General features: G+C 70.4%; 23 protein-coding genes. 9 read left to right on the top strand and 14 right to left on the bottom strand.

The annotated features are described in order from the left end of the window. Nucleotides 1-123 precede the first annotated feature (123 nt). Nucleotides 124-1,038: an ABC transporter ATP-binding protein gene (locus tag ACSHXN_RS27385; protein WP_355139441.1), complete on the top strand. Its 915-nt coding sequence runs from the start codon at nucleotides 124-126 to the stop codon at nucleotides 1,036-1,038. After that, nucleotides 1,035-1,877, top strand: a complete 843-nt coding sequence (locus ACSHXN_RS27380; RefSeq protein ID WP_383353739.1) for an ABC transporter permease — start codon at nucleotides 1,035-1,037, stop codon at nucleotides 1,875-1,877. Before ACSHXN_RS27385 ends, ACSHXN_RS27380 begins: the two co-directional genes overlap by 4 nt. Here the strand turns inward: ACSHXN_RS27380 and ACSHXN_RS27375 are convergent. The 9 genes from ACSHXN_RS27375 to ACSHXN_RS27335 all read right to left on the bottom strand — a co-directional run bounded on the left by ACSHXN_RS27375 (nucleotide 1,762) and on the right by ACSHXN_RS27335 (nucleotide 11,899). Then, the gene (locus ACSHXN_RS27375; RefSeq protein WP_355139437.1) at nucleotides 1,762-3,486 is read right to left on the bottom strand and encodes an MFS transporter; all 1,725 of its coding nucleotides are present in this window, start codon (nucleotides 3,484-3,486) and stop codon (nucleotides 1,762-1,764) included. The genes ACSHXN_RS27380 and ACSHXN_RS27375 overlap by 116 nt on opposite strands. A 5-nt stretch (nucleotides 3,487-3,491) precedes the next feature. Then, on the bottom strand, nucleotides 3,492-4,121 hold the full coding sequence (locus tag ACSHXN_RS27370) for an NUDIX hydrolase (RefSeq protein ID WP_355139435.1): 630 nt from the start codon (nucleotides 4,119-4,121) through the stop codon (nucleotides 3,492-3,494). A gap of 138 nt (nucleotides 4,122-4,259) precedes the next feature. Next, on the bottom strand, nucleotides 4,260-4,796 hold the full coding sequence (gene folE, locus ACSHXN_RS27365) for a GTP cyclohydrolase I (RefSeq protein ID WP_355139433.1): 537 nt from the start codon (nucleotides 4,794-4,796) through the stop codon (nucleotides 4,260-4,262). A 466-nt stretch (nucleotides 4,797-5,262) separates the two neighbouring features. Further along, complete coding sequence (locus ACSHXN_RS27360) at nucleotides 5,263-6,288, bottom strand: DUF6879 family protein (protein WP_355139431.1); 1,026 nt, start codon at nucleotides 6,286-6,288, stop codon at nucleotides 5,263-5,265. A 38-nt stretch (nucleotides 6,289-6,326) separates the two neighbouring features. Further along, entirely contained in the window at nucleotides 6,327-7,295 is a 969-nt protein-coding gene (locus ACSHXN_RS27355; protein WP_438303930.1) for an SCO2521 family protein, read from the bottom strand. Between the two features lies 1 nt (nucleotide 7,296). Then, on the bottom strand, nucleotides 7,297-8,280 hold the full coding sequence (locus ACSHXN_RS27350) for an SCO2522 family protein (RefSeq protein ID WP_355139427.1): 984 nt from the start codon (nucleotides 8,278-8,280) through the stop codon (nucleotides 7,297-7,299). Continuing rightward, nucleotides 8,277-9,194, bottom strand: a complete 918-nt coding sequence (locus tag ACSHXN_RS27345; protein WP_355139425.1) for an SCO2523 family variant P-loop protein — start codon at nucleotides 9,192-9,194, stop codon at nucleotides 8,277-8,279. Before ACSHXN_RS27345 ends, ACSHXN_RS27350 begins: the two co-directional genes overlap by 4 nt. Nucleotides 9,195-9,197: 3 nt before the next feature. Next, on the bottom strand, nucleotides 9,198-11,039 hold the full coding sequence (locus tag ACSHXN_RS27340; RefSeq protein WP_355803618.1) for an SCO2524 family protein: 1,842 nt from the start codon (nucleotides 11,037-11,039) through the stop codon (nucleotides 9,198-9,200). A gap of 71 nt (nucleotides 11,040-11,110) precedes the next feature. After that, nucleotides 11,111-11,899 (bottom strand): SCO2525 family SAM-dependent methyltransferase, encoded by a 789-nt coding sequence (locus ACSHXN_RS27335; RefSeq protein ID WP_438303926.1) that lies wholly within the window; start codon nucleotides 11,897-11,899, stop codon nucleotides 11,111-11,113. A gap of 259 nt (nucleotides 11,900-12,158) precedes the next feature. Between ACSHXN_RS27335 and ACSHXN_RS27330 the strand changes: the two genes are divergently transcribed. Continuing rightward, nucleotides 12,159-12,692: a GNAT family N-acetyltransferase gene (locus ACSHXN_RS27330; protein WP_438303924.1), complete on the top strand. Its 534-nt coding sequence runs from the start codon at nucleotides 12,159-12,161 to the stop codon at nucleotides 12,690-12,692. Nucleotides 12,693-12,732: 40 nt separating this feature from the next. Here the strand turns inward: ACSHXN_RS27330 and ACSHXN_RS27325 are convergent, their stop codons facing one another. Both ACSHXN_RS27325 and ACSHXN_RS27320 read right to left on the bottom strand, forming a co-directional pair. Beyond that, a complete protein-coding gene (locus ACSHXN_RS27325; RefSeq protein WP_355139465.1) occupies nucleotides 12,733-13,194 on the bottom strand; it encodes a protein-tyrosine phosphatase family protein in 462 nt (153 codons plus the stop codon). A gap of 40 nt (nucleotides 13,195-13,234) precedes the next feature. Further along, complete coding sequence (locus ACSHXN_RS27320) at nucleotides 13,235-13,942, bottom strand: FadR/GntR family transcriptional regulator (protein ID WP_438303922.1); 708 nt, start codon at nucleotides 13,940-13,942, stop codon at nucleotides 13,235-13,237. Between the two features lie 296 nt (nucleotides 13,943-14,238). On the opposite strand from ACSHXN_RS27320, the gene ACSHXN_RS27315 reads away from it, so the two are divergent. The 5 genes from ACSHXN_RS27315 to ACSHXN_RS27295 are packed head-to-tail and all read left to right on the top strand — an operon-like array spanning nucleotide 14,239 to nucleotide 20,809. Continuing rightward, nucleotides 14,239-15,864 (top strand): ABC transporter substrate-binding protein, encoded by a 1,626-nt coding sequence (locus ACSHXN_RS27315; protein WP_438303919.1) that lies wholly within the window; start codon nucleotides 14,239-14,241, stop codon nucleotides 15,862-15,864. Nucleotides 15,865-15,883: 19 nt separating this feature from the next. After that, nucleotides 15,884-16,846 (top strand): ABC transporter permease, encoded by a 963-nt coding sequence (locus tag ACSHXN_RS27310; RefSeq protein WP_438303917.1) that lies wholly within the window; start codon nucleotides 15,884-15,886, stop codon nucleotides 16,844-16,846. Next, a complete protein-coding gene (locus tag ACSHXN_RS27305; RefSeq protein WP_438303915.1) occupies nucleotides 16,843-18,810 on the top strand; it encodes a dipeptide/oligopeptide/nickel ABC transporter permease/ATP-binding protein in 1,968 nt (655 codons plus the stop codon). The genes ACSHXN_RS27310 and ACSHXN_RS27305 overlap by 4 nt, the downstream gene beginning before the upstream one ends. Continuing rightward, entirely contained in the window at nucleotides 18,807-19,874 is a 1,068-nt protein-coding gene (locus tag ACSHXN_RS27300) for an ABC transporter ATP-binding protein (RefSeq protein ID WP_356114605.1), read from the top strand. The genes ACSHXN_RS27305 and ACSHXN_RS27300 overlap by 4 nt, the downstream gene beginning before the upstream one ends. Next, a complete protein-coding gene (locus ACSHXN_RS27295; protein WP_355139407.1) occupies nucleotides 19,874-20,809 on the top strand; it encodes a dihydrodipicolinate synthase family protein in 936 nt (311 codons plus the stop codon). The genes ACSHXN_RS27300 and ACSHXN_RS27295 overlap by 1 nt, the downstream gene beginning before the upstream one ends. Before the next feature lie 3 nt (nucleotides 20,810-20,812). On the opposite strand, the gene ACSHXN_RS27290 is transcribed toward ACSHXN_RS27295, so the two are convergent. The 3 genes from ACSHXN_RS27290 to leuA form a co-directional block, all read right to left on the bottom strand. Further along, nucleotides 20,813-22,000 (bottom strand): sialidase family protein, encoded by a 1,188-nt coding sequence (locus ACSHXN_RS27290; RefSeq protein WP_355139405.1) that lies wholly within the window; start codon nucleotides 21,998-22,000, stop codon nucleotides 20,813-20,815. Nucleotides 22,001-22,114: 114 nt separating this feature from the next. Continuing rightward, complete coding sequence (locus ACSHXN_RS27285) at nucleotides 22,115-22,819, bottom strand: TerB family tellurite resistance protein (protein ID WP_438303911.1); 705 nt, start codon at nucleotides 22,817-22,819, stop codon at nucleotides 22,115-22,117. A gap of 214 nt (nucleotides 22,820-23,033) precedes the next feature. Further along, a complete protein-coding gene (gene leuA / locus ACSHXN_RS27280; RefSeq protein ID WP_355139401.1) occupies nucleotides 23,034-24,755 on the bottom strand; it encodes a 2-isopropylmalate synthase in 1,722 nt (573 codons plus the stop codon). 353 nt (nucleotides 24,756-25,108) lie between these two features. Here leuA and ACSHXN_RS27275 point away from each other — a divergent pair, with 353 nt between their 5' ends. Next, nucleotides 25,109-26,179: a M4 family metallopeptidase gene (locus ACSHXN_RS27275; protein WP_356114604.1), complete on the top strand. Its 1,071-nt coding sequence runs from the start codon at nucleotides 25,109-25,111 to the stop codon at nucleotides 26,177-26,179. Nucleotides 26,180-26,203 lie beyond the last annotated feature (24 nt).

Below are 26,203 nucleotides of genomic sequence, written 5' to 3'. Positions count from 1 at the left end.
TAGAGGCGCGGCGCGGCGGCGGTCATCGGACCGGGGACGTACAACCACGGTCGACAACGGCCCGCGGTGAATGTCGTCGGCTGCCCGATGCCCCACGCCGCCCGGCCGCGCGACGGTGGTCCCGTGATCGAAGTCGACCGTCTCACCAAACGCTACGGCGGGACCACCGCCGTCCGCCAACTGTCCTTCACCGTCCGCCCCGGCCATGTCACCGGCTTCCTCGGACCCAACGGCGCCGGCAAGACCACCACCCTGCGGATGCTGCTCGGCCTGGTCGAGCCCACCTCCGGCGCCGCCACCGTCGACGGGCACATCGTCCGCCGGCATCCGCGCGCACTCCGTCACGTCGGCGCCCTCCTCGACGCCGGCGATGTGCACGGCGGGCGGACCGCGCGGGCGCATCTGCAGGCGCTGGCCCGCGGCAACCGCATCCCGGCACGCCGGGTGGACGAGGTCCTCGCCGAAGTGGGACTGGCCGGCGCCCCGGCCGGGCGCCGGGTCGGCGGCTACTCGCTGGGCATGAAGCAGCGCCTCGGGATCGCCACCGCGCTGCTCGGCGATCCACCGGTGCTGCTGTTCGACGAGCCGCTCAACGGACTCGATCCGGAGGGCGTGCTGTGGGTCCGCGGACTGTTCCGGAGGCTGGCCGGCGAGGGCCGTACCGTCTTCGTCTCCAGTCACCTCATGTCCGAGATGGAGAACACCGCGGACGAACTGATCGTCATCGGGCGCGGCGAACTGATCGCGGCCGAGAGCCTCACCGAGTTCGCCGCGCGCGGCACCCGGCCGACCGTGACCGTGCGCACGCCCGACGCCGGGGCGCTGGCCGCCGCGCTGTCGGCCGAGGGCGCGGCCGTGGCGCCGTACGACGGCGAGACGCTGAAGGTCACCGGGCTCAGCTCCGACCGGATCGGCGAGATCGCCTTCGAACATCACTTCATGCTGCGGGAGTTGGCCACCGAGGCCGCCTCTCTGGAAGCCGCCTTCATGGAACTGACCGCCGACAGCGTCGAATACCTCGCCGGAGAGCCCCGATGACCGCCTCAGCGACCGCGCTCCCCCTGCCCGCCGCCCGTTTCACCGACCTGCTCGCCGCGGAGTGGATCAAGATCCGCTCGCTGCGCTCCATCCACTGGGCGCTCGGCGCCGGCGCCCTCGGGATCATCGCCTTCAACACCAACGCGGCCCGTGCGGACTACGTCGGCTATCCGCACTACGGCCCCCTCGTCCAGACGCACTTCCTCTCCTGGGCACTGCGCGACGCGTTCACCCAGGGCGCCGCCATGATGCTGGTCCTCGTGGCGTCGAGCATCGGCGCCATCTGCATCGTCGGGGAGTACTCGACGGGTCTCGTCCGCACGACCTTCGCAGCCGTCCCGGACCGGCGCGCGCTGATGTCCGCGAAGGTGGTCGTCGTGACGGCCGTCATGACGGTGTACGGCGCCTTCACCGCGGGCGCCTCCTTCATCCTGACGCAGGCCGTCCTCGACGGACGTGGCCAGGGCGTGTCGATCGGCCATCCGGGCGCGCTGCGCGTGGTCGTGGCGTCGGCGCTGCTCGCGCCGGTGTGCGCCCTGGCCGGCCTGGGTCTGGGCGCTCTGCTCCGGCACAGCGCGACGACCACGGTGGTCGACGTCTTCGTCCTGCTGTTCCTGCCCACCTTCGTCACCGAGCGCTACCACTGGACGGCCTGCGTCAAAAACGCCCTGCCGTTCAACGCCTGGTACCGCCTCGTCGACGTCGAGTACGGGCATCAGCCGTTCACGCTGACTCCCCGCTATCCGACGACGGTGACGGGCGGCTGGATCGTGTTCGGTGCGTGGGCGCTCGCGGCGGCCGTCGTCGCGGTGGTCGCCGTGGACCGCCGCGACGTGTGACGCGGCCCACGGCGTCGGCCCAGCGTCTGCGCGGGACCGCTTCCCGGCGTTCCGGTGCAGGGGCTCCGGGACCCCCGTGCGCCTTTTCGTGCCGCAGCAGGGTCAGGTGCGCGGCGGTGAGCACCAGCAGGATGCCGATGTTCACCAGCGCCGCCACATGCAGTCCGTCCGTGAACGCCCTCCGGGCCAGCGCGAGGAGGTCGCCCCCGAGCCGTTCGGGCAGCCGGCCGGCGACCTCGGTGGCACCGCCGAGGGTCGCGCGGGCGGCCCCGGCCGCGTCCGGCCCGACACCGTCCGGCAGGGCGTCGCCGCTCAGCTTCGCCCGGTACACGACGGCGGCGACGGATCCGGCGACGGCCACGCCCAGCGCCTCGCCCAGGTTCGCACCGGTCTCCCCGATACCCGAAGCGTTTCCGGCGCGTTCGGGCGGAGCGCTGCTGATGATGACGTCGTTGGTGAGCGCGAGCGCCGCCTGCACACCGAACGACATGACGGCGAAGCCGATGACGACGAGGCCCGGCCCGGACGTCGTGTCCGCCCGGGTGAGCAGCGCCAGCCCCGGCACGGCCAGCAGGAAGCCGCCCGCCATGACCCGTCCCGGACTCGTCCGTGCCGCCGCGAAGGGTGCGAGGAGCGCGCTCACCACGCCCGCCAGCACCGCGGGCAGCGTCCACAGCCCGGTCACCAGCGGGGACAGTCCCAGCACCAGCTGGAGGTACTGCAGGAGCAGGAACTGGATCCCGGTCACCGCGAAGAGCCCCAGGGTCAGCCCGCCCAGCGAGACCCCGAAGGCGGGCCGGGTGAAAAGTCTGAGGTCGAGCATGGGATCGGGGAGTCTCAACTGTCTGCGCACGAATATGGCGCCGAGGCCGAGCCCCAGCGCGAGGCCGATCAGCGGCACCGTGCCGACACCGTGCTGGGCGATCTGCTTGAAGCCGTAGACCACCGGCAGCACCGTGGCGATGGACAGGGCGACGCTGGCCGGATCCAGCCGGCCGGCCGCCGGATCGCGGTACTCGGGCAGCAGCAGCGGACCGGCGATGAGCAGGACCACTCCGACCGGCACGCCCATCAGGAACACCGAGCCGTACCAGAAGTGCTCCAGGAACAGTCCGCCGACCAACGGGCCGATCATCCCGCCGATGCTGAAATTGGTCATCCACACCGCGACCGCCACCCGCCGCTGTCCCGGGTCGCGGAACATGTTGCTGATCAGGGAGAGGGTCGAGGGCATCAGGGTGGCCCCGGCGACCCCCAGCAGGGCCCGCGAGGCGATGAGCATCCCCACACCGGACGAACAGGCCGCGAGCACGGAGGCCGCGGCGAACGCGGCGGCACCGATCAACAGCAGCCGGCGGCGCCCGATCCGGTCACCGAGCGTGCCCATAGTGGCGAGGAAACCGGCGACCATGAAGCCGTAGATGTCGACGATCCACAGCAGTTGCGTGCCGCTCGGGTGCAGCCGCTCGCTGATGCGGGGGGCGGCCAGGTGCAGCACGGTCATGTCGAGGCCGATGAGCATGGTCGGCAGTGCGAGGACCGCCAGTCCGGTCCACTCCCGGCGCCCGGCCCGTATCGGGACGCCCGCGCCGCCGTGTGGTCGCACCACGGGGGTCAACCTGCCGCACAGGAGGAGACCAGTGCGTCCCGGCAGTCCTCGAGCAGGCGGCGTACCGCAGGGGTGACCGGACGCTCCAGCGCCTCGGCGGGTGTCAGCCATACGGCCGAACTGCCCTCCGGGCCGAGGTCCACCGCGAGGTCCGCGTCCACCTCGGTGGCCGTCCGGTAGACGTGCCACAGATGGGCGTCGGCCCCGCGGCGGCAGCCGTCACCGGGTACCCGGATCCTGGCCAGGTGTTCGAGCGGCGGACCGGCGATGCCGGTCTCCTCCCGCAGTTCGCGCTCCGCCGCGTCGTCGGGCTGCTCGTCGCACTCGACATGCCCGGCGGGAATCGTCAGGCCGAAAGGGAAGGCCGTTCGGTCGAAGAGGAGGACCCGGCCACGGACGTCCCGGACGAACACGCCCGCCGTCTCGTGCCAGTACTCGCCCTCGGCATCGGCCCACCAGCGGACCGCGGGATCCAGCACCAGCGCCCGGTCGGCGACATGGCCGCAGGCCCGGCACGCGCAGTGCCGTCGCCCCCCGGCGGTGCGCCACTGCACCGGCTCGGCGTGGCACCGCAGGCAATAGTGGTGTACGGCGCCGTCGTTCAGCGCGCGCGGTGGAACGAAGTCCAGCTTCATGCCTCACTCCCGGAACTCCGGATCTGACGGTCTCGGGCGCCCGTCAAGGGGCCCGGCTGCCGGACGGCACGGCCTCGCGCGGTGGGCCCTTCCAGATGCCCACCGCGCGAAACCCGGTGCGCCGGAGCCGGCGGACCGTCAGGCCTCCAGGCCGAACCGGGAGAACAGCTCCTTGTCACCGGCGACGTAGGAGGTGTCGGTGATCACCGTCTGGTCGGAGGGGCCCCGGCTGCACATGCACATGTGCCGTCCGGTCGAGACCACCCGCACCGCGCGCGCACCGCCCGAGTTCATGATCTCCTCGGCGATGTCCTTCACGAGGTGCTCCTGGATCTGGAACCTGCGGCTGAACGCCTGTACCAGCCGCGGGAACTTGCCCAGCCCGAGGATCCGGTCGCCGGGCACGTACGAGACCGCCACCTTCCCGTAGAAGGGCAGGAAGTGGTGCGCACAGATCGAGTAGTAGTTGATGTCGTGGACGCGGACCACGCCTGCATGCTCACCCTGGATCTCGACCGTGGTCTTGAGGATCGTCGATGTGTCGATCTCATAGCCGCTCAGCAGCTGGCGGTAGGCGCGGATGATACGGGGTTCGCACTCGGGCTCCCGGTACCAGTCGAGTGCGCGTTTGTCGGTTGTGACGTTCTCTTCGAGCCACTCGGCGATGCTGCTCACGAGACACCTCCTGACGGACGGATTTGCGCATTTGCTGCTGCTGATTCAGGTATGCCTGTGGCTGGTTCCGCACAAGTGGATCTCCGAGGAATCTCCATCCTCGCAATCGAGCCGGATGCTCGCGGGGCCACCCCCTGGGTATCCGTTCCACCGGTACCCCAAGTGAGTGCACATGTGCTGTGAACAGCAGCTTTGCGCTGACGGTGTCATGCTGCCCGCGGGCAGCATGGGGCGCAACTCATCCGAGATGTACGGGTGATCCGTCACCCTCTCGGACCTTTCTCGCTTCCGATGGGGGCTGCTTCACCCTAAAGATCTGGAAAGAAAGCGAAGACGAGGAGAGAAGGAGGAGAACGGCACCGCGACGCCGGCCTCGGCGTCGCACGGCGCGGCGCGCGTCACCGGACGGCTCCCGAGGACCGCCCGCGACACGTGACGTGCCGTGCGATGTGCCGGGCCGCGCCGGTCAGCCGGATGTCACGGTCGGCTGCGGTTCGGGCTCCGGGTCCGCGGGCTCCGTGGCCTCCCAGAGGACGGTGAAGCGGTTGATGCGCTCCGCGACGTGCTCCCGGGTCATCTTCAGCGTCGTCTTGGCGGGCATGACCTCGACGTCCGGTTCGGTCTCGTAGGACAGTTCCCCGTCGAAGACGATGAAGTCGTTGAGCGGGGTCACCTGCGCGGGCGGCGGAAGCAGCGCGCGCACCGCGATACGGGCGTCGATGCCGAACTCGCGATGACGCTCGCACAATTGCTCGAGGCTCGAAGTGCGATCCTCGGGCCTGCTGACCAGGAACAGCCGCCGCACGACCACACCGCGTTGCTTGATCGCCCTCTCCTGCGCCTTCAGATACCGGTTCGCGGGCTCGCTGAACCAGAAGTCGCGGTCCACCGAGGTGCTGGTGGCGTACACCGTCTTCTTGGCGCAGGTGGTGAGGTCGATCAGCCAGTCGTGGTTCTCGCCCGGACAGTCGGCGCTGCCGTTGCTGAGGCTCTCCATCAGCGAGGCGAGCCGGCCGATCTCCTCCTGGGCGAAGGTCTTGACCAGTTCCGAACCGTGCTCGCCCACCTGTGTGTACTTCCGGGCCAGCCGGGTCACGCCGTCCGAGCGCAGCACCGAACGGTCCACCTGGCTGAACAGCTCCGTCGCGTCGTTGATCTTGGCGAAGCTTTCGTCGACCGCCCTGCGCATCTGCTCGTGATGGCCGGCCAGACTGTCGCGCATCTCCCGGATGCGCTTCTTCTGACTCGCCTCCATGGCCTCGAGGCGCTGCTCGAACTCCACCAGGTACTGGATGATCAGTGCCGCGCCACCGAGGACGACGGACACGGTCAACTGCCACACCTGGTTCTTGTCCTGGTCCAGTACGTTGGTCAGCACATAGGTGCCGGCCGCCACCACGACCGTGAGCAGCGTCTTGCGCAGCAGCTTGGATATGCGCTGCTCCTGCCGCTGCGGCACGGCCCCGGCGTCCCCTGTCGATGCTCCGCTCATATCGGCCTCCCCCGTCGGTGTCTCGTTCGTGCCGCCGCTCAGCGCGTGCTCAGCGCCTCGTGCAGCAGCGGAATGGCCTGGACGGCCAGTTGGTCGCGGATGCGCTGGACCAGGGTCTGCCACTGGCGAGTGAACCCCGGCTCCCGTTCCAGCACGTCCCACAATCGGCCCAGCGTCCGTTCCACGTGCGCTTGCGGCATCCACAGATGCAGCAGATGGTCCACGGCCGGACGCAGCGCCAGGACGGCCGAGGGGCCGTCCACGGCACCCAGCCGGCTGTTGTCCAGCATGTGCACGAGGGTCGTCAGCAACCAGTCGTGCAGCGCAAGGTCCTCGCACAGACCCACGGCCGCGGCGACCGGTGTCTCCTCCGGCAGCCGCAACTCCACGGTCCGCAGCCCGTCCTCGGCCAGGGTGAAGCGCTCCAGCGACGCCCCTTCACCCTCCGGGGAGCGCCGCGCGACCCAGCGCAGATGGGTCCGCCGGGACTTGAAGGGCGCCTTGTGATCGAGCAGCGGATGCCGCAGCAACTGGGCGAGCAGCCCCTCGGCGATCATCCCGAGGTCCAGTTCGCCGCGGGCGCTCCCGCGCAGCACGCCTTGCGCGGTTGCCTGCACGGGAAGCTTCCCGAAGGGTTCGACCAGTCCGGGACGTACCAGATAGTGGCCCCAGGGCCGGCGTGTGTCCGGGCCGGCGGCCGGGACGCTGAACCAGGCGCCGGCCTGCAGGACACGGCCCTCGGTGAGCGCGGCCCGGGAGGCCACCGTGCCGACGGCGCGCACCTTGGCGCCGTTGGCGGTGGGCAGCCTGCAGTCCACGCCGGTGAGTACCTCCGGGGAGAGCGCGTAGAGGTTCGGCCGCTCGGAGACGCTGACCTGTTCGTCGGCGCGCAACCTCAGCAACTGGGCGGCGGCCCGGCCGTCCAGCGCCTGGAAGGACGGAAGCAGACAGGTACGTGTCTCGCCGCAGGCCAGGACCGCGGGCGCCGTCCGCCCGGTGGCCGCCATCTCACGTCTCCCCGTGGGACAGGGCGTCGGTCGGCTCTTCGTAGAAGACGTATGTGGCGCGCTGCGCGACCGCAGCCGGCACCGCGGCCCCCTCACGGGCGGAACGCTCCGCGACCTGCCGCAGAGCGCCGGAGTCGACGTCGACCTGGTCGAGGACGAGTCGCACGGCGTCCTCCACGGCCAGGAAGCGGTTCGGCATCAGCGTGCAGGTCCGGTACGCGCTGAAGGGCGCCGCGGAGGCGTTGAGCTGGAGCAACGGCGGCAGCAGGTCCCAGTCGTGGGGGAAGTCGCCGCCGTTCCAGGGGCGCGGGGCCAGCACGGGTGCGCCGAGGTGGCGCAGCAGGCCGAGGCGGGCCAGCTGCCAGACGGCGGCGAGGAACGGGCAGGACCACAGGCGCTGCCCCTCCTTCTCCGACCACAGCTCGACGTCCATGAACACCGAGTGGTTGCGGGCCGCGGTCTCCTGCGGCGGCTGCCAGCCGGTGACCTCGCCCATGGCACTGCGCGACGTCGGGGTCCGCTGGCCGTTGGGGAGCCAGCCGGTCTCGCTCACCGGCGGGCGGGAGCCGTAGCTGCCCGGCGGCGGCGACTCGACGAGGCGGTGCATCACGGATTCGGCCAGCTCGATCTTGTCGGCCACCGCGCAGCCGGACTCGCGCGCGAGGTAGTCGATGACGAGGCCGGCTCGCTCCGCCTCCGCCAGCACCACGGGGACGAGTTCGGCGGGGGTGGAGAAGCGCGTGAAGTAGTCGTCGATGAGGAAGCATGTGCTGATGCGGGGCCGCCTGCCGCCCGTGCGACGTGCGGCGGCGGCGCGGGCCGCGTCCACCCAGATCCGTACCTCGGCGAAGTGCTCGCGCAGCCGCTCGGGGCCCGCCTCGAAGTCCTCCATGTAGAGGTGGCCCAGCTCCAGCGAGAGGTGGGAGAGCGGTACGGACTGCGTGCGGGGCTGCGCGGTGGTCTCCTGGAACACGGCTTCCGTCACGCCTGCTCCCAGTACTTGTCGTCGGTCAGCCGGCCGGCCAGGTCGCTGAGCGCGTCCCAGGTCTCCCTGGTGGCGATCTGGCTGTCGAGCACGTCCTCGTCGGTGATGAGCTGTTCGCGCCACTGCAGTACGGGTTCCAGGGGCACGGAGCCGAGGACCTGGGTGTAGCCGATGCCGAGCGCCGAGGACATCTGCTTGAGGTCGCGGTCGCACTCGCGCATCCACGCCGACTGGGTGGCCGAGACCTGCGACCACAGCGGGGACTCGGGATCGGGCACGGCTGCCCGCACGAAGCGGATGACGCCGCGCAGCGCATCCTCGTCGTGCCCGCGGGCCACACCGCCGGCGACGATGCCGCGCTTACCGAAGACCAGGCTCGCCGCGGCCGCCACATGCTGCCGGGTCCAGCGGTGGAAGACGAGCCAGCGGAAGTCCACACCGCGCATCTCGCGCTTCGAGGTGGCCTCGAGCACCATGTCGACGGCGTAGCTGCGGCCGGCGCTGAGGTCGACGACGATCAGGTCGAACTCGCCGTTGAGCCGGAGCAGGAGGTCGACGCAGCGGCGCAGGTTCTCCTCACCGGTGGCGAACTCACCACCGCTGAGGTCACCGGGCATCAGCACCAGGCGGCCGGAGCCGGGAGGCCGGTTGCGCAGCACCCGGTGCTCGGTGTCCGACCAGACGTCGATACGGAGGGGCTCGCCCACCTCGCCGATCAGGTACGAGTGCAGGCCCCGGTCCTCGGCGGTCCGGCGCGCGTCGGGGACGTCGAAGACGGCCGCCGCGGTGGGCGATCCGAAGTCGAAGTCGAGGTAGCACACGTCGTCACCGGCCAGCGCCCGATGGTAGGCGAGGTTGGCGCTGGTGACGGAGCGGCCCGTGCCTCCCTTGTCGGAGGCCGCGAAGACGATCAACTGTCACACCCCCTGGGCCGCGGCTTCGCGGGCCCGGGCGAGGGCGTCGAGCTGTCCGAGCACGTCGAGCGTCAACGCGCACGCGGTGCCCGGCTGGTCGTCGACGAGATTCCTGGCACGGCGCAACTTGACCTCGATGCCCCTCAGTTCCATCCCGCGGTTGCCCTCGGAGGCGGGTGCGGGTTCCATCTGCTCGTTGCCGAGCAGGTGTGCCGACTCGCTGAGCAGCGCCCGGGCGAGTTGGGTCAGTTCCAGGCTGCGGATCGGAGGCTGGTGGTACATCTGGTGGACCTGGACCATCACCTCGGTGACACGCTCGGTGACGCTCCAGGACACCGGTCCCTCGAAGACGGGCGATTCGGGGTAGGCGGCGTGGACGTTGTCCCACAGCCCGGCTCCCTCACCGTCGCGGATCCTGCGCAGCCACACATGGCCGAAGATGTCCTCGGCGAGTCTGAGCAGCCTGTCGTGCGAGCCGAGGTTGCGGGAGAGCGTGCACAGCTGGATGGTCCGTTTGAGCAGCTGTGCCGAGAAATCCGTCATGATCCACTGCATCGGCGGCCCGGCGGCTTCGCTGCCCTGCAGCGGCAGGGTGACACCGGGGTTGTGCAACTGGACCATGGGATCGTCGCGCGTCATGCGGCTGGTGACGCGGCCGCGTTCGGCGAGGCGTTCCATGACGCTGACGGTGCGGGTCAGGTCGTCGTCGGTGGCCCGGCGCCGCATCAGGTCGTGGACGAGGATGGCGGCGACGGAGAGCGAGAAGTACTCGGACTCCAGCTTCTGGCCGGTGGTGCGCCAGGGGATGTCCTCCAGGGGCCAGCGGTCGCTGTCGAAGCGCGCGATGCCGGACCAGAACTGCTGCGTGATCTCCCAGCGCAGTCGTAACGCCTCGGCCAGCTTCTGCTGCTCGGAGTTGAGCAGGCCGAGGGTCAGCGTGCGGTCGGAGAACAGGTCCTGGATACCGTCGAGCGCGACCACGGTGAAGTACAGGTAGGGCACCTGGTTGGCGACACCCACGGGCTGCGGCCCGATCTCCTCGTCGGTCTCCACCTCGGGGGCGTCCTTGACGATGCTCCAGCCCCAGCCGCACTCGAAGAGCTGGTTCTCGTCCTTGAGGCCCTCCTGGACGTCGACACCGAGGACGAAGCTCTCGACGATGGCGGCGCGCAGCGGCCGGAAGCGGCGCTGGAACTTCTGCAGTACGTGCCGTTGCGACAACCGCCCCTGGCCCAGCAGTTCGCAGAGCGTACGGCCCTGGGAGGAGTCGGTGTCGAAGGCGTTGACGGTGAACGAGCGCAGCAGGCTCACCATGGCCGCGGTCAGCCGGTTGCTGGTCGCGGCCCGCAGTTCCTGGATCGTCTCCAGGACGTCGCTGCGACGGGTCTTGGACTCGTACACCTTGAGGAAACCGAGTGTGGCCAGACACAGGGTGATCGACATCGAGTACGAGTCGACGACCCCGAGTTCACGCTGTTCCTCGGTGAGGTCCCGGTCCTTGTCCGCGGAGACGAAGTAGGAGCCACCGGCGAACGTGGGTCTCTTGTCCTCGCCGGTGTGCATCCGCATGAACTGCGCCGCGGCCAGGACGAGTTTCGCCGGGACCTCCAGCCGCCCGCCCGCCTTCCTCAGCACCTTCTGGACGTCGTCCTGAGTGGTGTCGGGGTCGTCGAGGCGGAAGGCCGGGATCTCCGTTGCCGGGTAGAGCAGGCAGAGCAGGCGCTCCGCATCGGAGACACTGCTCTCCCCGCCCCGTTTGCCCCATGCCCACTCGCCGCCGTCGAACGAGTTGCGGGCCACTGCCTGCCAGATGTCCAGCAGATGCTGGCGTGGCTTGATCTGCATCCCCATGCCCCTCACACAGGCCGCACTGCCATCATTCGAGGAAGGCCGTCCTCAGCTGTGACGGCCGTTCCTCAATCGGTCGGAATCCCGGAGTCCGAATTCCGCCGCCCGTAGGCGACGATCATTCCGGAATAGCCTTCGCGTACGGCGGCCGAAGCCTTGAGGCGCATGGTCTTGAACTCGCCCGCAAAAGACTCGAGGCTCTCGTACACCTCCAACTCTCCCACGTCGCAGGCGGGGAAGAAATGCTCGCCCGCGTGATAACCCCTGGAATGTTCCATGAACGCGGCGGCGAAGGGCGCGCCGGGTGCGAGGGCGCGCAGGAAGCACTCGACGCCCCGGGCGAACTCCTTGTGCGAGGTCGTCATCGACTCCGCGACGAAGAACATGGTCCCCATGGACCACCGTCCCTCGTGCCGCGCGAGGTCGAAGAGGTTGCCGGGCTCGACCCGGACGGCGTCGCGGAACTTGGCCCGCGGGTCCATGTCGAGGGCGGCGTACGCCTCGTTCTTGCACAGGACGCGCCAGAACTGGTCCCAGTTCGCGTCGTAGGAACCGACCTGGCTCTCGAGATAGCGCACATTGGCGGAGGAGCGCTCGAGGAGGGTGATCTCGTCGCACCAGGGCAGCATGGCCAGTGCGGGGTAGAGGTTCGCGCCGGCCCCCACATCGATGCCCGAAACAGGCCCGGAGGTACACCCTCTGAAATGATCGCCGAAATGATCGCGTACGATATGAATGATCTCCTCGTCCTCCGCCTGTAAGTCGCGGTAATTGTGATCAACGTAGGCGATCGGGTCGAACGAGGCCCAGGACACATCCGCATTCAACTGCGTGTCCCCCGGCGATCTGAAGGTCATCCCTACACGGTACCAACGCCGGAGACCCGGTGGATCCCCTCGCCCCGGCGCCGGGGAACAATTACGCCGCGGGGCGCATCGGGGGCGCATCGGGGCGAATGGACTTCGAGACCTGATCAGGCCTTGAACGCCCGGATCATTCCCGCTCAAGATGGTCGCAACTCCGCCGAACACACCCGAACGGCAGACGGCACGCGTCCCGTCCGTACCACCCCTACGGGTGGGGCATGTCCCTGACTCCTTCCCACAGGGGGGCCGCATGACTGCGCTACCAGAGGAACGTTTCCCTTCGCGTCGTGGCCGCACCGGCCCGTCGCTGTACCGCGACGGGGCGTTCGCCGAGCGGCCCCTGACGATGCGGGAGGTCACGGAGGACGACCTGCCCGAACTCGTACGCGTCGACCAGGAGGCCTTCCCCGACGACCCCTACCCCTACTTCGTGCTCCGCCAGTTGTGCGATCTGCACGGCGACTGCCTGCTCGTGCTGGAGGACGGCGAGAGCCTGCACGGCTACGTCCTGTACGTCACCACACGGGACGGGTACCGGAGTTGGATCGTCAGCCTCGGTGTCACGCGTGACCAGCGGGGGCGCGGGCTAGGCCGGCGGCTGATGCTGGAGGTGCTGCGCCGGCTGCGGGGCGAGGACGTCCGCGAGGTCCGGCTGACCGTGGAACCGGCCAACGCCGCCGCCATCATGCTGTACCGCTCCCTGGGCTTCTCGTCCGACGAGGGTGTGCGCCACGACTACTTCGGCCCCGGCGAGGACCGGCTCATCATGACGCTCGGACTGTGAGGCTCACGGCGCGGGGGCTGTGAGGCTCGGGGACCGTCGTTCAGACGGCGAAATGCCGTACGTACCGCCGTTGCCACGGGGTCTCCACCGCATGCCGGTCGTAGTGGGCCCGCACGAACGCGACGGCCTCCCGCGCCGGCACACCGTCCAGCACAGCGAGGCAGGCCAGCGCCGTGCCGGTGCGGCCGCGGCCACCGCCGCAGGCGATCTCGACCCGCCCGCCACCCGCGCGGGTCCACGCCTGCGCCAACACCCGCAGCGCCTCGCCGCGGTCGACGGGCAGACCGAAGTCGGGCCAGCGCAGCCACTCCGCCTCCCAGGCCACCCGCGGGGGCCGCCTGCCCAGCAGATGGACGGCGAAGGTGGGCTCCGGACCGTCCGGGAACGGACGGCGCAGGGCGCGGCCGCGTACGAGCCGGCCGGACGGCAGCCGCAGTACGCCGGGCGCCCCGGGGTCCCAGCCCCCGGCGCCGGTCTCCGGGCCTCGGTCGTGCTCGCTCATCTCCCCAGTGTCGGCCACATTTCCCGGTGCGGGACCCGTTTCACGGCGAGCCGCCCGCCACCGCTCGAGCCGCCCGCCGAGTTCCCGCGCCGTGCGCGCCTCGACGCCCCGGAAATGGTTCGCCATCGCCCGCTCCGCGCCCTCGGCGGTCCCGCGCGCGCAGGGCCGTGCCGATGTCGCGGTGGCGTCGGGCCGTCAACCGGGGCGCGGCCGCGTCCGACCGGTCGCGGGCGCGGGTGACCCGTCGGAACACCGTCCAGAAGGCGCCCAGCAGTCGCGGAACGAGGGCGGTTCCCGGGTTGCCGTAGAGCAACGCGTGGAATTCCGGGTCGAGTTCGGGGATCGTGTGGCCCTCCCGGGCCGCCGCCTCCATCCCGGCCACGCCCGCCTCCGGACGGTCCGGATCCGGCTCGGCGGGCGTCATGGCCACCCGGCGGATCAGCCCTTCCTCCAGCACCTCGCGGACCTGGAGGATCTCGCCCAACGCCTCCATCTCGTCGTCCGGCCGGACAAGTGTGCGAAAGGTGAGACCGTCCACGAACGGGGTCGGCGACGCCTGCCCGACATACGTCCCGTAGCCGTGCCTCATCTCCACGATGTCGAGCGCCTGGAGGGTCTGCAGCGCCTCGCGGACGGAGTGGCGGCCGACGCCGAGATCGGCCATCGGCTCCGACCCGGTCGGCGGCGGGTCGCCGGGCCGGAGTTTGCGATCGAGGACGATCCGCACAACCGCCCGCCGGATCCGCATGCTGACGCGCCGTTCGCCACGTCGCCGGTTTCCGGAGTCCTCGGACCTGTGCCGCACCGTACGCCGGTACGTGCCCGCCGTTCCCCCTCCCGGAGGGGCGACGACGTCAACAACCTGCGGTTCACGGTGTCATCGATCGCGCCCTTGACGACTACTCCATTCGTGGGCGTTCCCTTGACCGCCCCCACGCCCACTCCTAAGGTCACGCTGCCGCCTGTGACGTAGGACGTCGTATCTCCCCCTCGCCCTCGAGCCCTTCGGAAGTCCTCACCCAGACCATCTTTGCTGGAGGAACCGTGCGCGACGCGACCCCCGACGTTCCGGTGACGGCCCGCCGGACGGTGCTGAAGTACTCCGGCGCGCTCGGCGCGGCCGCCGCACTGTCCTCGCCGGCCGCCTGCTCCTCGGGTCCGGAGTCCACCAACGACACCGGCGGCGGGAGCGAGCAGGACCGGACGCTGACGGCGGTCATCGGCTACGGGAACGACGGCAGTTGGGATCCGACCCAGACCGCCTCGGCCTTCTGCATGGCCGCCAACCACCACGTCTACGAAGGGCTGCTCGACACCGACCCCGTCTCGCGTGAGCCCTACGCGGCTCTCGCGACCCAGGTGCCGAAGGACCTGCGGAGCACGTCCTGGAAGTTCACACTGCGGGCGGGGGCGACGTTCCACGACGGGCACCCGGTCACGGCCGACGACGTCGTGTTCGTCTTCGACCGGATCCTGGACCCGGACACGCAGACCCTCGCCAAGGGCTTCTTCGCGAGCTGGCTGCGGGAAGTGCGCGGGCTCGACGACCGGAACGTCGAGCTGGTGCTGAAGTTCCCCTTCCCGGAGGGGCTTTCACGGCTGACGCTGGCAAAGATCATGCCGCGGCACATCTTCTCCCGGCCCGGCGCCTGGGACGACGCGATCAAGGGCAGGGCGATCGGCTCGGGACCGTACCGTCAGACCGTGCACCACCCGAGGTCGAACACGGCCTTCGAGGCCTTCGCCGGCTACAACGGGCCCCGCAGACCCGCCTTCAAGAGGATGAACTGGCTGACGATCGTCGACGCCGCGTCGCGGGTGGCCCGGATCTCCGGTACCGGTGCGGGGGCGCAGATCGCGGACAACATCCCGTACGCCAACATCGCGCGGCTGAGGAGCGGCGGGCTGACGGTCGCGGGCGGGGCCGGGATGAACAACCTGTTCCTGATGTTCAACACCCGGCACAAGCCCTTCGACGACGTCCGCGTCCGGCAGGCGCTGCACTACGCCGTCGACACCCGCAAGATGGTCGAGGTGGCTCTGAAGGGCCATGGCAGGCCCTCGTCGTCCTTCCTCGACGAGGCCAACCCGGGCTACCGGCGGGCGGGGACCGTCTACGACCACGACCCCGGCAAGGCGAAGCGGCTGCTGAAGGAAGCCGGGGTCAGCGGGCTGAGGATCGACATCCTCGCGGTGAATGTGAGCTGGATCGTCGACTGCCTGCCGACGATCAAGGCGTCCTGGGACGCGATCGGCGTGGAGACGACGCTGACGCCGCAGGAGACGACGGCCGTCTTCACGAAGCTGGACCAGGGTCAGGACTACCAGGTCGTCGCCGCCGCCTCCAACCCCAACCAGTTCGGCCTCGACGCCGACCTGATCATGCACTACAACTACGGTCCGCAGAACCTCTGGATGCGGTACACCCGCTGGGCCGACGACCCGGTCGCGAAGAAGCTCTTCAAGGACATGGACCAGGCGACGCGGGAGCCGGACCCGGACCGGAAGAAGACGATGATCCAGGACTACATCGACATCGTCGCCGAGCAGGCCGTGCTCTACCCGGTCGTCCACAACGAGCTGATGACGGCCTGGAACCCGAAGAGGCTCACCGGGACAAGGGCGCAGCCCTACCCGGGCATCAACCTCCTCCAGGCCAAGTGGGCCTAGCGGCGGGGGAGTCGATTCCGTGGTCGCCATCGCCAGGATCCTGGCCCGCCGCGTCCTCCTGCTCGTGCCGCTGATGCTCGGGATCGTACTGTTCGTGTTCCTGGTGATGCGGTTCTCCGACGTCGACCCGGCGTCCGCGTTCTTCCAGGGCGCCGACCCGGGCCCGCGGCAACTGCACGACTTCCGGGAGCAGAACGGGCTGCTCGACCCGCTGCCCGTGCGCTACCTGCACTTCGTGGGCGATCTGCTCCGCGGCGACATGGGCACCAGCGCGCTGACCCGGGCGCCGGTGGTCGAACAGGTCACCACCGCGCTGCCCCTCACGCTCCAGCTCACCCTTCTCGGCCTCGGCATCGCGGTGGTGCTGGCGCTGCTCGGCGGGGTGATCGCCGCGATCCACCGCGACCGGCTGCCCGACCAGGTCATCCGTGTGGTGTCCCTGACCGGTGTGGCCGCCCCCGGCTTCTGGCTGGCGCTGCTGATGATCCAGTACCTGGCCGTGGACCGGGGCTGGTTCCCGACCGGCGGCTACGTCAACCCCGCGGACTCCCTCACCGGCTGGCTGCGGACCATGGCCCTGCCCGCCCTGGCGCTCTCACTGCCGGTGGCGGCGCAGCTCACCCGGATCGTGCGGACGGCCGTGGTGGAGGAACTGGACAGGGACTATGTGCGCACCGCGATCGGCAGCGGGCTTCCCCCGTGGGTGGTCGTCGGCCGGAACGTACTGCGCAACGCGCTGGTCAACCCGCTGACCGTGCTGGGCCTGCGGGTGGGATATCTGCTCGGGGGTGCGGTCGTGATCGAGACCGTCTTCTCCCTGCCGGGGATGGGCAAGCTGATGATCGACGCCGTCAAGAACGGCGATCCGGCCGTCGTCCAGGGCGTCGTGCTGACCACGGCGACCGGCTTCGTGGTCGTCAACCTCGTCATCGACATCCTGTATCTGCTGGTCGATCCTCGACTGAGGGACGCGGCCCGATGATCACCCGCAAGGCACTCGCCGACACCCTGTCCCGTCCGGGTGTCCGGTTGCGCGGACTGCGCCGGATGCCGCTGCCGTCGCGGGTGGCGGTCTGCTTCCTGGCCCTGGTCGTGCTGGTCGCGCTGCTGGCACCCCTCATCGCCCCGCACGATCCGCTCGACCAGCAGGAGCCCGTGGACGGCAGCGGGCATCCGTCGGCCGGTCACTGGATGGGCCAGGACAGCCTCGGCCGGGACATCCTCGGCCGGCTGATGTACGGCGCCCGCTGGTCACTCGCCATCGGGCTCGGTGCGACGGCCCTCGCCCTGGTCGTCGGAGCCCTCCTGGGCGCTGTCGCGGCGACCTCCCGCAAGGCCGTCGACGAGACGCTGATGCGGTGCCTGGACGTCGTGATGGCGTTCCCCGGCATCGCGCTCGCGGCCGTCCTCATCTCCGTCTTCGGCGGCGGCATCACGGTCCTGATCTGCGCGATCGCCTTCCTGTTCACCCCGCCGGTCGCCAGGGTCGTCCGCGCGAACGTCCTGGACCAGTACGGCGAGGACTATGTGACGGCGGAACGGGTCATCGGCGCCCGCACGCCCCACATCGTCGTCCGGCACGTGGCCGTCAACTGCGCGGCTCCTGTCCTCGTGTTCTGCACGGTCCAGGTCGCCGAGGCCATCGTGTTCGAGGCGTCGTTGTCCTTCATCGGGGCGGGCGTGCGGCCCCCGGACCCCTCGTGGGGCAGCGTCATCGCCGACGGCAAGAACATGGTGCTGACCGGCGGCTGGTGGGCGACGGCCTTCCCGGGCCTGCTGATGCTGATCACGGTCCTCTCGCTGAACGTCCTGTCGGAGGGCGTCTCGGACGCCTGGGCGGCCCCGTCCGGCCGGGACGTGGACATGGCCCAGGACCGCCTGGAGGCGCCGGAACCGGGCAGCGGAGAGGTGGTCGCCCTGCCCGGCCTGGCCGAGGCGGCGCTGCGGCTCCGTTCCCGGGCCCGCCCGCTGCCCGGCGGGCAGCCGGTGCTCGCGGTGGAGAACCTCGCCATCGGCTTCCCCGGCCGTCACCACGGCGTCGACATCGTGGACGGCATCAGCTTCGAGGTGCACCGCGGCGAAGTCCTCGGCCTGGTCGGCGAGTCGGGCTGCGGCAAGTCGCTGACGGCGCTCGCGGTGATGGGCCTGGAACCGAAGGGGGCGCGGGTGCGCGGCCGGGTGCGGTTCGGCGAGCGGCAGCTGGTGGGCGAATCGATGCGCGTGCGGCGACGGCTGCTGGGCCACGAGATGGCCATGATCTACCAGGACGCCCTGTCCTCGCTGAATCCGGCGATGACGGTCCGGGCGCAGCTGAAACAGGTCGTGCGGCGGGGCGGCCGCCGCAACCCCGCGCAGCTGCTCGCTCTGGTCGGCCTCGATCCCGAGCGCACCCTGCGCAGTTACCCGCACGAGCTGTCCGGCGGCCAGCGCCAGCGCGTGCTGATCGCCATGGCACTCTCCCGCGACCCGAAGCTGATCGTCGCCGACGAGCCGACGACCGCCCTGGACGTGACGGTGCAGGCGCAGATCATGGAGCTGCTGCTCGGGCTGCGGGAGGAGCTGGGCTTCGCACTGATCCTCGTCTCGCACGACCTGGCGCTGGTGGCGGACGTCACGGACCGGATGGTGGTCATGTACGGCGGGCAGATCGTGGAGAGCGGGGTCACCGCGGACCTGGTGGAGGCGCCCGCCCATCACTACACCCGCGGGCTGCTCGGCAGCGTGCTGTCGCTGGAGTCGTCGGCCGAGCGAATGACGCAGATCAAGGGGGTCGTCCCCGCGCCCGCGGGCTTCCCGGCGGGCTGCCGCTTCGCGGACCGCTGCCCGCTGGCCGGCGAGGTGTGCCGCGCCACGGCACCGGAGCTGCTCGGACCCGCAACGCACAGGGCGGCCTGCCACCATCCTGCGGTCGATCCGGTGAGCACGGACAGCGAGGCCCTCTCATGAACGCCGTCGTGGAGCTGTCCGGCGCCCATGTCGTCCACAGGGCCCGCAGCGGTGGTCTGTTCACCCGGGACACGGTGTACGCGCTGACCGGCGCCGACCTCTGCGTGGCACCCGGTGAGACGGTCGGGGTGGTCGGCGAGTCCGGCTGCGGCAAGTCGACACTGGCGAAGGTGCTGGTGGGGGTGGAACGGCCGACGTCGGGCAGGGTCCTCTTCCGCGGCCGCGACCTGTGGTCGATGCCGCCCGCCGAACGCCGGTCCGTCGTCGGCGCCGGCACCGGCATGGTCTTCCAGGACCCGTCGACGGCCCTGAACCGGCGGCTGACAGTGCGCAGGATCCTGCGGGACCCGCTGGACGTGCACGGCCGTGGCACCCCGGCCCAGCGCGAAGAGCGGGTACGGGAGTTGATGTCCCTCGTGGGGCTTCCCCGCGCCCTCGCCGACGGTCTGCCCGGCCGGCTCTCCGGCGGCCAGCGCCAGCGCGTCGCCGTCGCCCGCGCCCTCGCGCTGGAACCGGACCTGGTGGTCGCGGACGAACCGACCAGCGCGCTGGACGTCTCGGTCCGCGCGCAGATCCTGAACCTCCTGCTCGACCTCAAGGAACGCCTGGGCCTGGCCATCGTCTTCGTCTCGCACGACATCCGGACGGTCCGCCGGATGAGCGACCGGGTCGTCACGATGTACCTCGGCCGGATCGTCGAGGAGGCCCCGGCCGACCGGGTCACCGACCACGCACGGCACCCGTACACCCGTGCCCTCTTCTCCGCCGCCCCCGGTCTGCTCGATCCGCTGGACGCGATCCCGCTGGCCGGCCCGGTGCCCTCCGCGACCCGGCCGCCGAGCGGCTGCCCGTTCCGTACCCGCTGCTGGAGGGCGGACGCCGTGTGCGCCACCGTGATGCCGGACTTCTCGGGCGCGTCGGCCACCGGACACCGCTTCCGCTGCCACCATCCTGTGGAGGAGGGCGTGCCGACCCGCGATCTGGTGCGCCAGGCGGCGGTACCCTTCCCGGCCACCGCCACGGCCGGGCTACTGCCGGACCAGAAACCCGCACGGGAGCCTTGATGTCCTTCCCCGCACCGCTGACCGGTGTCGTCCCGCCCGTCTGCACGCCCCTGACACCGGAACGCGAGGTGGACGTCTCTTCGCTCGTGAGGCTCGTCGACCATCTTGTGCACGGTGGGGTGGACGCCCTGTTCGTGCTCGGTTCGTCCTCGGAGGCCGCGTACCTGACCGATCGTCAGCGCCGTCTCGTGGTGGAGACGGTGGTCTCCCATGTGGCCGGCCGGCTCCCCGTGCTGGCCGGGGCGATCGACATGACGACGCCGCGAGTGCTGGACCATGTGGCCGATGTGACGGAGGCGGGCGCGGACGCCGTGGTCGTGACGGCGCCCTTCTACACCCGCACCCACCCCGCGGAGATCGCCCGCCACTACCGGCTGATCGCCGACCGCTCCCCCGCACCCGTCGTCGCCTACGACATCCCCGTCGCCGTCCACTCCCGGCTGAGCCCCGAACTGGTCCTGGAACTGGCCGCCGACCGGACCCTGGCCGGGCTGAAGGACTCCAGCGGTGACCTGGCCGGCTTCCGCACGGTCGTGTCGGGAGCCCGCACCCGCCCCGGGCTCGAGGGCTTCGCCGTACTGACCGGCTCGGAGCTGGTGATGGACTCGGCCCTGGCGCTCGGCGCACACGGTGCGGTGCCCGGGCTGGCCAACGTGGACCCGGAGGGCTATGTCCGGCTGTACCGCCTGTGCCGCGCGGGCGACTGGGACGCGGCGCGGGCGGAGCAGGAACGGCTGTGCGGCCTGTACGGCATGGTGCGCGTCGGGGATCCGGCCCGGATGGGCGGCGGCTCGTCGAGCCTGGGCGCGTTCAAGGCGGCCCTGCACCTGCGGGGGGTGATCGCCTGTCCCGCGACGGCGGAGCCGCAGGTGCCGCTGTCGGAGGCGGAGACCGAGCAGGTGGCGAAGTTCCTGGCGGGGGCCGGACTGCTGTAGACGTCAGTCCAGGTCGGCGACCGGGATCCGGCGGAACGCGATCGTGTCGTACATGCCGGTCGCACCCGTCTCGTAGAGGATCCCGACCCTGCCACCGCGCAGTTGTACGAGGTCGCTGTAGGCCGCGGGCTTCCGGGACAGCGTCAGCGCCTTGGTGAAGGTCGCTCCGCCGTCGGTGCTGCGCCAGATCGCCATCGCCCGGCGCGCGGTGGGGACGGAGGGCCCGGAGAAGAGCAACGGCGCCGCCCGGCCGCCGAGCTGAAGGACGCTCGCCTGTACGGCCGGGACGTCGTCCAGACCGTGCTGCATCGTGTACGGGCGGTCGAGGGTCTCGCCGCCGTCGCTCGAGTAGCTGTCGAGGCGGTTGCCCCGTTGTGTTCCGCCCTGGTCGCGGGCGCTGAAGTAGAGCCTGCCGTCGGGCAGTTGGGCCGCGCTGCTCTCGTTGGAGTTGTCGCGACCGTCGTGGGAGCCGTCGGTGAAACCGATGTGCCAGCTGCGCCCCCCGTCGTCGCTGTAGAGCGCGTGCGCGGCGTAGTACCTGGCCTCCCGCCCGGTGTCGGAGGAGCCCGCGGGCGGCGCCGTGGAGTGGTTGGCGGGGACGACGAGACGGCCCGCATACGGTCCCCGGGTGAGGGCGATCGCGTGGCCCGGGCCTGTCGCGTACCACCGCCAGCCCGGCCTCTTCACCTGCGAGGTGATCTCCCGTGGGGCCGTGAAGTGCCGCCCGTCGTCACTGCTCGTCTGCACGAAGACCCGGCGGCTCTGCGCGCGTGCGGCCTCACCGCGCATGATCTGCGCCTCCGTCACCGCACCGCTGTTGTAGGAGGTGACCAGGACGACCCGGCCGGTACCCGGATCCACCACCGGCGCCGGATTGCCCCGGGTGTCTCTCCTGCCGGACGCGACGACGCCCAGCGGCCCCCAGGTGCAGCCGCCGTCCAAGGAGCGTCTGAGCACGACGTCGATGGCGCCGCTGTCCCCGGCCCCGTTCCGCCGGCCCTCGGCGAAGGCGAGCACGGTCCCCTTCCGTGTGGTCACGACCGCGGGGATCCGGTAGGTGTCGTATCCGCTCTTCCCTGCGGTGTACGGCACCGAGGAGACACAGCCCGTGCTCGCGGAGCCGGGTGCGGTCGCGAAGAGCGGGGTGAACAGTACGGCCGCGGCGACGAGGGCGCGGAACGGAAGGGTCATGTCTGTCCCCCAGGGAGTGCGTCCCTCGCGGGACGGTGACCGTTGTCGGTCACATGCTCCCCACCGTCACCGTCCGTGATCCCTGCGCCGCGATCATGTCACCGATGTGAGTGACTAGGACGGCGTGCGCGCCGCCGCCAGCAGGCGGGTCACATCGTCCGAACAGATCGTCAGAGCCGCGCCCACCGTGGCCAGGACGTCGCGTTCGGCGGGGGTGTACGGCCCGTCCGCCAGGGCGATCCGGGCACCCTGGAGGAGAATCGACTCGCGGCCCGCGGGCGCGAGGTGAGGGGCGAGGGGGTCCAGCGCCTCGTGGAGTTCTATGGCGAGGCTCGCGCCGCCCGGTTCGCCGCTGACCCGGCCGGTGTCGGCGGCGAGGGCGTCGACCAGGGCGCTGAGCCCGTCCCCGGTGCAGTCGTCGAAGCCGGCCGAACGAACGGCGGTGGCGGCCGTCTCCAGGGAGGTGCGCGAGCAGGTGCCCCCCGCGGCGAGGACCGCGAGGGCCACCGTGTGCACCGCGTCGCGCAGCATCGCCGAGAAGCGGGTCGTGGTGGGGTGGTCGAGGACGTCCGTGCCGTAGTGCCGGCCGCAGGCCGCGCACTCCACGACCGGGCCCGTCTCGCCACGGGGCAGGACCGGAACGCCGACCAGGGCGAAGCGGCGGCGGCCGGTGAGCCGTTGGTAGTTGCGATCGCCCCCGCAGCCGGGGCAGAAGAACTCGCCGTCACCTGCGGCGGTCCACACGGTGCGAATACCGAGGACGGGCGCGACGCGACTTCTGCGGGCTCCTCGGCCGTTGCGTCCCCGTCCTGGCAGCACGTCGCACCTCCGTAACTCCCCCACTGCCTTGAGGGCGTGGGCGGTGCCGCCGCGGCAACATCGCCGCGTTGGCGTGATGTTAGCCACATTGGTGATGCGAAGTCAGTACCCCGGACGAGACCTCTCCGTGATCTTGGGCAGAAATGGCTGGTCCATGACGTGGCCCCGCCCGCCCTGCGGGGCGGACGGGGCCACGAACATGCCGGTCAGAGGGTCAGCGCTCGGCGCGGTTGACGGCCGAGACGACCGCCTTCAGCGATGCACGTGTCGTGTTCGCGTCGATACCGATGCCCCACAGGACCTTTCCGTCGATCGCGCATTCGATGTAGGAGGCGGCCTGCGCGGAGGCACCCTCGCTCATCGTGTGCTCCTGGTAGTCCAGCAGGCGCACGTCGATCCCGATGGACTGCAGGGCGTCGAAGAAGGCCGAGATCGGGCCGTTGCCGGATCCGGTCAGCACCGTGTCCTCGCCGTCCACGGTGGCCTCGACCGTGAGGGCGTCCACGCCGTCCGTGTCCGTCGTCGACTGACCGGTCCTGACCTGGATACGGCCCCAGGGGTTGTCCGGGTTCGGCAGGTACTCGTCCCGGAAGACCGACCAGATCTCCTTCGGCGTGACCTCGCCGCCCTCGGCGTCCGTCTTCGCCTGGATGATCCTGGAGAACTCGATCTGCATCCGGCGCGGCAGGTCCAGCTTGTGGTCGTTCTTCAGGACGTAGGCGACGCCGCCCTTGCCGGACTGGGAGTTGACGCGGATGACCGCCTCGTAGGAACGGCCGACGTCCTTGGGGTCGATCGGCAGGTACGGCACCGCCCACTCGATGTCGTCGACCGTCTTGCCCTGGGCGGCCGAGTCGGCCTCCATGGCGTCGAAGCCCTTCTTGATGGCGTCCTGGTGGGAGCCGGAGAAGGAGGTGTAGACGAGGTCCCCGATGTACGGGTGGCGGGGGTGGACCTCCATCTGGTTGCAGTACTCCCACGTGCGGCGGATCTCGTCGATGTGGGAGAAGTCGATCTGCGGGTCGACGCCCTGGGAGAAGAGGTTCATGCCCAGGGTGACCAGGTCGACGTTTCCGGTGCGCTCGCCCTGTCCGAACAGGCAGCCCTCGACGCGGTCGGCACCGGCCATCAGGGCCAGTTCGGCCGCCGCGACCGCGGTGCCGCGGTCGTTGTGCGGGTGGACGGACAGGCAGACGTGCTCGCGGCGGGAGAGGTTGCGGTGCATCCACTCGAAACGGTCCGCGTGCGTGGACGGGGTCGAGCGCTCCACGGTGGCGGGCAGATTCAGGATGATCTCGCGGCCCGGCTCGGGCTGCCAGACGTCCATGACCCCTTCGCAGACCTCCAGGGCGAAGTCCAGCTCGGTGTCGGTGAAGATCTCGGGGCTGTACTGGTAGCCGAACTCGGTGTCGGAACCCAGCAGCTTCTCGGCGTACTCCATCACCAGCCGGGTGCCGTCCACCGCGATCTGCCTGATGTCGTCGCGGGAGCCGCGGAAGACGACCCGGCGGAAGACCGGGGCCGTGGCGTTGTACAGGTGGACGTTCGCGCGCTTCGCGCCCTTCAGCGACTCGACGGTCCGCTCGATCAGGTCCTCGCGGGCCTGGGTCAGTACGGAGATCGTCACATCGTCCGGGATCGCGCCCTCTTCCTCGACGATCGAGCGCACGAAGTCGAAGTCGGTCTGTCCGGACGCCGGGAAGCCGACCTCGATCTCCTTGTAGCCCATCTTCACCAGCAGGTCGAACATCGCACGCTTGCGCGCCGGCGACATCGGGTCGATCAGGGCCTGGTTGCCGTCGCGCAGGTCGGTGGAGAGCCAGCGCGGAGCCTGGGTGATCCGCTGGTCCGGCCACGTGCGGTCGGGGATGTCGACCTGGTCGTACGGACGGTACTTGTGGATCGGCATGGACGTGGGCTGCTGGCGGTTGGCCATGGTGCGTGGGCTCCTCATGGGGTCCGGAAGGACGGCCGACGGCGCAACGCCGAACTCCGCGGGGAGGGAGTCGGCCTCGACTACAGGCCCTCGCCGCGGCAGCTAAGGAGGAGCAGCCCGAAACGCATGATGCTCCGCATGCTAGCCGAGCCACGCCGACCGCGAAGGCCCGTATCAGTATGCGGGACCGCAGGGACAATTCGGACATAAAGTGTGCCGCATCACACCCGCCTCCCCCTCACACGGAACGCCATAACACCGCACCCGGCGACACGCGGCCCGCCACGGCCGCAGTTCACCAATCATGGTTGCAGGTAGTGACAATCCCATTACGCAGTGCAATGGTTCCGGTCATGACCACCAACGGGGGCTTCCAGCCCGTCTTCTGCACGATCGTGCCGCCCCACGTCCTCGACAAGCTCGCACAGCACGAGGACTCCGGACTCGCCGCTCCCGCGCGCCGCACACTCGAGCGCGACGCCCTGGAGCGCACCCGGCGCCGGCTGACCACCGTCATCGGCACCCCCGCGGCCACCCCTCCCGAGCACACCGCGGGCAAGCCGTACCGAACGGTCTACGACGCCGGCCACCAGGAGAACCTGCCCGGCAGGAAGGTCCGCGGCGAGGGCGACGAACCCGGTCAGGACGCCTCGGTCAACCGTGCCTACGCGGGGCTCGGCGCCACCTTCGAGCTGTACCGGACGGCGTACGGCCGGGACTCCGTCGACGGCAAGGGCCTTCCGCTCGACGCGACGGTGCACTTCGGCGAGGGCTACGACAACGCCTTCTGGAACGGCGAGCAGATGGTGTTCGGCGACGGGGACGACGAGATCTTCCTGGACTTCACCATCCCGGTCGACGTGATCGGCCACGAACTCACCCACGGAGTCACCCAGTACACGGCGAACCTGGCCTACTTCGGGCAGTCGGGCGCGCTCAACGAGTCGGTCTCGGACGTCTTCGGCTCGCTGATCAAGCAGTACACGCTCGGCCAGACCGCCGCCGACGCCGACTGGCTGATCGGCGCGGGGCTGCTCGCGCCGCGCGTGACCGGCAAGGCACTGCGCTCGATGAAGGAACCGGGCACCGCGTACGACGACGACGTCCTCGGCAAGGACCCCCAACCGTCGACGATGGACGGTTATGTGAACACCGGCCGCGACAACGGCGGGGTGCACATCAACTCCGGTATCCCCAACCGCGCCTTCTACCTGGTGGCCACCGCGCTCGGCGGCCACGCCTGGGAACGGGCCGGGCAGATCTGGTACGACGTGCTGGCCGGCGGGGAGCTGGCGGCGGAGGCGACCTTCGCGGACTTCGCCAGGCTGACGGTGGCGGCCGCGAGGACCCGCTACACCGAGGGCGGCGAGGAGCAGGAGGCCGTCCTCAAGGCCTGGGAACAGGTCGGGGTGCCCGCCTCGTAGCCCTCACGCCCGTTGTCGTACTAG

It is taken from the genome of Streptomyces sp. HUAS TT11, assembly GCF_051553595.1.
In the GTDB taxonomy this organism is placed as follows: Bacteria; Actinomycetota; Actinomycetes; order Streptomycetales; family Streptomycetaceae; genus Streptomyces.
The sequence above is the reverse complement of the archived record's forward strand: the minus strand, read 5'-3'. Positions and strand labels throughout refer to the sequence as shown.